We start from the raw sequence: 7,351 nt of genomic DNA, 5'->3' as shown, positions 1-7,351 counted from the left end.
GAAGGAAGCCAATGATCGAGCCGCGGCATTGGCTGCGCCAACGGTAAAGAAGCGGAAAAAAGCCATCGCCGCCTGAGCGCCAGGCGCCGGCGCGACGGCGGGCCGGGCCTGCCGCTTCCCCCGAAATCGAGCGGATGACCGGTGTCGGCTTTCGAGTGGCTCCTGCCTCTCGGTTTGACGCTACCCTGTTGAAAATGGCCCGCCGCTCCGAAAGGGGGGCGGGCCTTTTTGCGTTCGGGTGCTATGCGGCGGAGAGCTTCCCCAGAGTCCGCGAGGGAAGCCGGGGAGCAGGTCTGCGACCTAAGTCGCAATATCGCAACGTCATTGGTCTCTAGTTCATAATCAATATAAATATTACCGCTCTTTCATTAAAGATTTTATATCCGCAGATATGTTGGCTATAAATATTGTAAACTTTGGTGACGCGGTGGTCGCCCTCCATTATTGAAGGCGGCCACCGTGAATTGCAAAGCAAGATGGCGGTTATGGTCGAGAAGAGCGGCCCGCTGCCAAACTGCTGGTCTTGGCTGTTTCTGTGGCGTTGGTTGGCGTCGGTGGGTGTGCTGATTATGGCTTCGGCAAGGGCAAGGGCAAGGCGCCTCCGCCCGTGGCTACGCCGATCGTTACCAAGGGCTGACACCGAGCGCGAATGAGACTGAAAACGGCCGGTTAGACCGGCCGTTTTCTTTTGGGCATTCTGAATTCGGCCGGTTGCGATATTTCTTGCCGGTTCGACTGGCAATGATCGGACGATCGAGGACGTCTCCTTCGCTCACCAAGTCGAATGCCAACTTGATCACTTGAACTTCCGTTTTCGACCGACTTCTTCAACAAAATCGGCCAACTCCGGTCGCCCGACATCGATTTTCCAATGTCTCAGATGGGTCGGGAACTGACGTTACCGGTTGCGTCCCGTCCCGCGAATCCATCACAGCAACGCGGCCTGCATTGGCTCGGGCTTCGGCTCCGGCGGGTCTTTTTTCTGGCCGCGCGAGACGATCTGCAATGCTCCATGCGATCGCCGCCTATGAGGCGCGGGAGATCGAGCGCGCCGAATGACAGGGGATGACGAKAGCGGCCGGCTTCACAATCCCCGGGACGTCTTCAGGGCAGTCGAGCGCGTTGAGCAGCTCACGGTCGGGGTCAAGTGGAGCGCCAGCGGCGTCATAAACCGTGCGGTGCCATGTGTGCGGTTTAAGCCACGGAGGCTAACCGTTCGCGCCCCGTAGACGCGTTTCCGCTTGTTGCTCCTCTGCATTCGCGCAAGCCTGCCCTTGTCGCGTGGAGGAGTTGCTCATGGAAGCGCAGTCGAGATCGTCCGACGAGACAATGGCCCGCTGTCACGGGGTTCTAATTCGGACAGCGATCGTCGTAATAGTCGCGGCAGCCACAGTGCTGCCACTCATCCGCTGAGCGTCGGGTTTGGTCACTGGGCAAGCCCTGACGAGGGCGGGAAGGCAAGGCTTGGTTCCGGAACGCGCGGCATGCTGGTCTTGCGCGCAGTTGGAGAGTGAGCAAAATGGCTCCTCCCTTCGAGACAACGAGTGTAGCGATATTGGTCCTCCTGGTGACACACTTGGACGTTTGGCGCGCCGTTGAGCGCGTCGAGCAGCTAACTGGTTGTCTCGAAGATACGCCCGCAGAGGTCGAGCTAATCCAACTCGTTGCGGCCCTCGAAACGTGGGTTTGGCTTCATCCCATTAGCAAGACTGACTAATCGCATCGTCAATCTCCTGCTCGATCTCAAGGGCGAGAACGCGATATTCCTCCGCGCGGTCGTGGCCTGTCGGCGAGGAGATTTTCGACCAATGGGCCGCGGCCTCGCAGGTCAATTCGTACGCTTCGAATAAGGCCGGCAGGCCAGCAATGCGGCTCCATTTTTGCCTCAACTCCGCTCGCCGCTGCGGCCACCGAAGCATAAGCCTAGCAAGGCCGCGCTTCTGTGCGTCGTTCACTTGGCTACATCTCGTCGAGCTGACGAAGGACATCGCTAGCAATCGCTTCTTTCGGACGTCCAGCTACGAAGGGCCCCCCGGCTTCTCGCTTAGAACATAGCTCCATCTCCAATACGAGGCCAAGCCCTCAATCCCGACCGCCGCTTTGCGTCCCCGAAGACTCCGAACCATCTTGCGAGGTCTTGTGGCCGGCTGCGGTCAACCCGCGCCTCAGGAGTTCGCGTACGGCCTCGGACCTACTGGGTATCCGGTGTGAAAAGCGAAAATCATCAACTGCAGTCAATTCGTCATCGTCGATCATTACTTGCAGGCGCTCGCCGCGAGTCAGAGGATTTCCCTTCTTTGACACCTCGGTCATGGTCTCGTCTCACTCATTCCCATCATTTAGCTTAAAGCGCCCGGCCGGCTCATTTGTTCCGAATGAGGCCACGCCTTTCCATGAGTGGGATGGCGCCATTGAGTTGGTCTGCCCTTCCAATCAGTCCGTTTTATCTACTCGCCGGAGGGAAATTCGGATAGTTTTCAGCTAGCTTCCGGTCTCCGGAAGTCCGAATGCGGCGTTCAGCATCGGGGACATGGTCGGCACTTAGGCCGCCACCGTTCATGAGGTCGGATAGTCACCTCCAGCCTGCGCGCGTCGGGCAAAGGATGCGCCCTGAAAGTCAAGGTTATGACTACATACGGGACAATCGAATTTCCCAGCGGAGCGCGCTACACGCTGCCCTATTCACTGACGGGGGGACATTCAGATGGCATCATACATGGCACGTTTCTGACGGATTTGTTGGCGCTTCACCCTGATCCGATCGCTCACGAGATCAGTCTTGAATGCGCGGATGGCGCTAAAATTCGGCTGCTGATCACGCATCGGAATGGCTCCGGGTCAACCTTTATCGGCGCCTTCGCTTGACGGCACCTCTACTCCCCACAGTGTCCAACTGGGTCGTGATCAGGCGAAAGAGTCTGGCTCACGACGGGTCCTCCACCTGAAATACCGTCCCATCCGCCTCTTCCCGAAGCCCCTTGTACGACGCGTGCCGCAACTTCCCGTCTGTGGTCCAGCCTCAGAATTCGATCTCCGCTACCAGGGCCGGAGGTACCCAGCGCGTCCCCTTTCTTCTCATCTGCAACGCAGACTTCTCGATCAGAGCGCGTAGAGCTGCTTCCGCAGCGCGGTAGCAGTGCGATCGGTGAACCCGGTCCCTACGCCGCCGACATAGGTCAGCCGGTTGCTCTTCCAGGCTGCGAGCAGCAGCCGCCCGATACCGCCCAACCCCGACGACGACGGCTCATAGCCGATGATGAAGAACCCTTCCGACTGGTTGCACTTGATCTTCCGCCATTCGCCGCCCCCGGCGGGATCGATACGGCGCATCCCTGCGCTTCGCGATGATGCCCTCCAGGCCCATCTCGCAGGCGACTGTCAGAAAGGCGCGTCGCCGACAGCATCGACGTCCTCGCTGAAGCGGATCGAGGGTGTGGGGCTTTATGATATCGGCGAGCATCTTCCGACGATCCTCGCATCGCATGGTCCGGAGGTCGTGACCGTTGAGATAGAGCAGATCGAAGGCGTACAGGAGCGCGCCGGCGGCAGATCGCTTGCCGCCCCGGCCACCGAGAGCTTGCTGCAGGGCGCTGAAGTTGGACGTACCGCGTAAGGCCCTTGTTCATCGCGGCCCCGATCGGAATCCTGTCGGACGTCGAACTCCGAGAAGTTGATGGTCTCGGCGCCCCCGGCCTCGGCCATCGCCAATCGTTCGGAGACCTCGTCGATCGCAATCACCCGGCCGGCGCCCAACATGAACGCCGAGCGGATCGCAAACTGGCCGACCGGCCCGCAACCCCAGATCGCGACGGTATCGCCGTCCCGAATTTGGGCGTTCTCGGCAGCCATGTACCCGGTCGGGAAGATGTCGGAGAGGAACAGGGCCTGCTCGTCCGAACACTGTCGGGGACCTTGATTGGGCCGATATCCGGGCACGCGCAGATATTCTGCTTGGCCAGCAGGAATGATCTTATTCTGGCAGCCATACCGAAGCAGGGGCCAATTTGCTCAATGACGAGGGGCTACCAACCGTTCCATCGGCCGCCATGTGTTCACTGGTCACTGTTTGAACGACCGACGTGATGAGGCGGAGTGGCCATATCGCAGCCTCAAGGCGTGAATGTCGTTTGAGGCTCCGGGCCCTTTGATCCCATGCCTCTCAGCAACCTCCCCGCCCGCATGGAAGACGGGATCGACCTCGCTCTGCCGGAGCGTCCCAATCCGGGTCCCCGTCGCCCGGGCAAGGGGCGCTACCGCTCGCGATCGCCGCCCTGCTCGCCTTCCTCGCAAGGAGGTGATCTCGAAGACGGGCGCCGCCCCGATAATGAGGTGAACTGGGCTGACGGGCACCCCTTGGTGATCGTTACTGCGCCGCCTAATCGGCCAGCTTCGCCGCCTTCATCCGTAACGTGACAATGACCCCCTCGGCGGACCAGGTGTAGTCGATCGAGCCGCCCAATTGCCCGGAGATGCTACGAACCACGAGGCGGCTACCGTACCCACCGGCGCCGTTTGGAGGTTCGACGGCGGGACCTCCGCGCTCTGTCCAGACGATCTTGATCTCTTCGTCGTCCGAGCAACCTGAAACATCTAACGTGCCGGTGTCGGCCGACAGCGCGCCATACTTCAACGAGTTGGTCGCGAGCTCATGGATGACCAGGGCCAGCGCGGTCGCCGCACCTTCACCAACGCCCATGCGCGGCACCGCGACGCGGATGCGCCCGCTGAAGGCGCCCAGATCCTCATAAGGAGACAGCAGGATCGACAATAGGTCGCCGAGGAGAGCCGCATGGCCCTGATGGCCCGGGAGCGGCCGCACTAGATCGTGCGCTCGCCCAAGAGCCGCCAGGCGTCCCGTCAATTCGGTGGCCATCTCTTTGGCGGTCGTCGTGGACCGCGACGAGATCAGGGTCAGCCCCGAGGCAATTGCAAGCAGATTCTTGACGCGATGGCTCATCTCCCCGGCGAGAAGCTCATGGCCTTCCTCGGCCTGCTTGCGGCCCGTCACATCCAGAAAGATGCCGTACGCAACGCCATTGTGCAGATGGGAATCGTCGCCAATGCCGCGCGCAGAAATCCAACGGATCTCCTCGTCGATAATAATGCGAAAGTCGATTTCGTAGGCACCGACAATGGCCCGCGCCGCAGCGAAGGCGGCCCGGACCCGATCCCGATCCGCGGGGTGGATGCGGGCAGACAGGTCCTCGAACTTCACTGGGTTACCGTCGTCCGGCACGGCCCATAAGGCGTATCCCCGTTCGTCCATGGCGAACCGGTCGGTCTCTACGTTCCACGACCACAGGGCGACCCCGGCTGCGCCGATAGCGCGCCGGAGGCTCTCAGCGCTCCACGAAAGAGGGTTGCTGGTGGGCATGATTACACTCGGACCGGCCGCGGGGTGCGCATGCTATCAGGAAGGTCGGGATTCTAATAAGTCGCAGCATCTGCATCGTCGCGGAGCCCCTTGAACGACGCCTGCCGCAGTTCGCTCGCTGGCGGGTATCCCGGGCCGTGCTGACCGGTCCAGGCAATCTCGGCCCCAGGCCGACACGCAAAACGCGACGCGTGCACAACAGCTACTCCAGCACCGTCCCAAACGCCGGGCCACGACAAATCGTTCCCCCGGGCAAGGAACACTCAAAGATCCCCAAAGTTAGAGACACGTGCGTCCAGATGGGGGCAGGCGAAACCGGGATAGCTTGGCGGGTAAGGTGAAATCGATGACCTCTGAGCCATGCGAAATACCCAGGAGTGTGCCGGCCGACCAGGAGGGCAGGTCAGGGATCGCCTCCCCCAGGAATTATCAAGGCGCTTTCGCCCTGAGCACGCTCGACCGCCTCGGATGTGGGTATCTCGTTGTCGAGCACCGCCGCAGGATTGTCGAGGCCAACGCCGCAGCCCGGCTGATTCTGCGCTGCAAGACCAGTTCGGGCGAAGAGTTTGATCAACTGACGAGCGCCTTCATGCAATTGTTGGCGCGGGCGCCACACCGGCCGCCGCTGGGTCCATTGTGTTGGGTCGTCATCTGGAACCAACACGAAGCGCCGTTCGTCCTGAACCAGGCCGCAGACGCTATACCGCACGATAGTACCAGTCTGGTGATGCTGGTCGATCTTGACGCTCACCTGCGACCTAACCCCTTCATGCTTCAGCGCATGTTTGGCCTGACTACGGCCGAGACGCGGCATGCGCTTCTGTTGGCCAACGGCGATCTGCCGGTCGATGTCGCCAGTAAGCTGCACCTCAGTCGCTCGACCGTTCGCTCGCAACTGTCCGCACTCTTCGCCAAGACCAATACCAAGCGTCAGGCGGAGCTGGTCACATTGCTCGCCCGGGTCGCGGTCCTGCCATAAGGCTTTGGCGCGGCGCATGGAGCCAAGCACCCGAGCCTAGGATCTGTGGACACTTATCTGATCCATAGGATCATCGCGGCGATTGTGACGACGGCGAGGTAGTGTCTGGCGGTCTTTTCGAAGCGCGTCGCGACCCGCCGAAACTGCTTAAGCCTCGAGAAGCAGCATTCGATCAGGTGGCACTGGGCGTAGAGGTGCTTGTCGAGGGGAACCGCGCCAAAATGGCGAGTTCCCCTCGGATCGTTTGGATGTGAGCGCCTGCACTCACCTACGGCCTTCGCCGCTCGGAGCGGCGAAGCTGTTGACGTCCACCCGTACGTGAAAACGAACCGCGTCTCAAAGCCAATAGGGGGGCTGCGGCCTTGACAAGGAAAACCCCATACAAGTCCTCTGGCGCTCGGCCGCCGATATCGTTCGATGATGCGCTACGGAGTGGCCTAAGGTTGTCCGCAACTTTGGCTCAAGCCATCAGTCTGGTCACTGCCGCCTCCCAGCCATCTAATCCGCCCGCTCGACCCGCATCGAGATAGAGCCGGGTCGGTCGAAGATCGAAGCCCCGCCCTTCACTTCGCCGAGGATGACGATACCGGGCTGAGGGACCTGGCCATCACGATAGTAGACGACGAAGTGGTCCGGGCCCCAAAGCCCGATCGTCCCGCTCTTGAAGGCGCGCTGCCGCGCTGCGGCGGGCAGACCCGACGGCAAGCTTCCCGTTTTTTCCTGACGAAGGTGGTCCGTCATCGGAATGGTCAGGGGCAGCATGCCAAGCAGCGCTTTGGTCGCGGCGTTATCGGCGAGCTCCGCCGCAACGGAACCCCACTCCGACGAGATCTTGATGCGTTCCTGAGCCATTGCTGTTCCGATCGTTGCGAGGAGTATGGCGCCGGCGATCCGAGTGGCTTTGAGCGGCATTGTCCGATCCTCCGTAGTGATTGTCGTTCACCGAGCTCCCGCCGGTCCAGCGGCGGGAGCTCGGCCTGCGAGCCTTTGGCCGCCCA

At 61.2% G+C, this 7,351-nt stretch carries 6 protein-coding genes and 2 pseudogenes; all 8 read right to left on the bottom strand.

Annotation, left to right across the window (positions count from 1 at the left end):
• Positions 1–2,700: 2,700 nt before the first annotated feature.
• A complete protein-coding gene (locus AC1DGP_RS32570) occupies positions 2,701–2,823 on the bottom strand; it encodes a hypothetical protein (RefSeq protein ID WP_441493354.1) in 123 nt (40 codons plus the stop codon).
• Between the two features lie 276 nt (positions 2,824–3,099).
• Positions 3,100–3,330, bottom strand: coding sequence for an ATP dependent DNA ligase (locus AC1DGP_RS32565; protein WP_476833097.1), 231 nt, complete (start codon positions 3,328–3,330; stop codon positions 3,100–3,102).
• Positions 3,245–3,517, bottom strand: coding sequence for an ATP-dependent DNA ligase (locus AC1DGP_RS32560; protein ID WP_476833099.1), 273 nt, complete (start codon positions 3,515–3,517; stop codon positions 3,245–3,247). The genes AC1DGP_RS32565 and AC1DGP_RS32560 overlap by 86 nt, the downstream gene beginning before the upstream one ends.
• A gap of 110 nt (positions 3,518–3,627) precedes the next feature.
• Positions 3,628–3,957, bottom strand: a pseudogene (locus tag AC1DGP_RS32555) (glutathione-dependent formaldehyde dehydrogenase); the annotation flags it as partial.
• A gap of 418 nt (positions 3,958–4,375) precedes the next feature.
• Positions 4,376–5,374: a sensor histidine kinase gene (locus AC1DGP_RS32550; protein WP_441493356.1), complete on the bottom strand. Its 999-nt coding sequence runs from the start codon at positions 5,372–5,374 to the stop codon at positions 4,376–4,378.
• Positions 5,375–5,777: 403 nt separating this feature from the next.
• Entirely contained in the window at positions 5,778–6,371 is a 594-nt protein-coding gene (locus tag AC1DGP_RS32545; RefSeq protein ID WP_476833096.1) for a hypothetical protein, read from the bottom strand.
• A 35-nt stretch (positions 6,372–6,406) separates the two neighbouring features.
• A pseudogene (locus tag AC1DGP_RS32540) lies at positions 6,407–6,562 on the bottom strand (IS5/IS1182 family transposase); the annotation flags it as partial.
• 289 nt (positions 6,563–6,851) lie between these two features.
• On the bottom strand, positions 6,852–7,265 hold the full coding sequence (locus AC1DGP_RS32535) for a cyclophilin-like fold protein (protein ID WP_476833095.1): 414 nt from the start codon (positions 7,263–7,265) through the stop codon (positions 6,852–6,854).
• Between the last annotated feature and the right edge of the window lie 86 nt (positions 7,266–7,351).

The sequence above is a fragment of the Allobosea sp. 05T433 genome (genome assembly GCF_056396065.1).
This window is presented reverse-complemented; position numbering and strand designations above follow the sequence as displayed.

Excerpts from the sequence above, each read along its gene's own strand:
- AC1DGP_RS32535 (WP_476833095.1), bottom strand. The coding sequence starts at position 7,265 with ATGCCGCTCAAAGCCACTCGGATCGCCGGCGCCATACTCCTCGCAACG.
- AC1DGP_RS32565 (WP_476833097.1), bottom strand. The coding sequence starts at position 3,330 with ATGCGCCGTATCGATCCCGCCGGGGGCGGCGAATGGCGGAAGATCAAG.
- AC1DGP_RS32545 (WP_476833096.1), bottom strand. The coding sequence starts at position 6,371 with ATGCGCCGCGCCAAAGCCTTATGGCAGGACCGCGACCCGGGCGAGCAA.
- AC1DGP_RS32570 (WP_441493354.1), bottom strand. The coding sequence starts at position 2,823 with ATGCGTGATCAGCAGCCGAATTTTAGCGCCATCCGCGCATTCAAGACT.
- AC1DGP_RS32550 (WP_441493356.1), bottom strand. The coding sequence starts at position 5,374 with ATGCCCACCAGCAACCCTCTTTCGTGGAGCGCTGAGAGCCTCCGGCGC.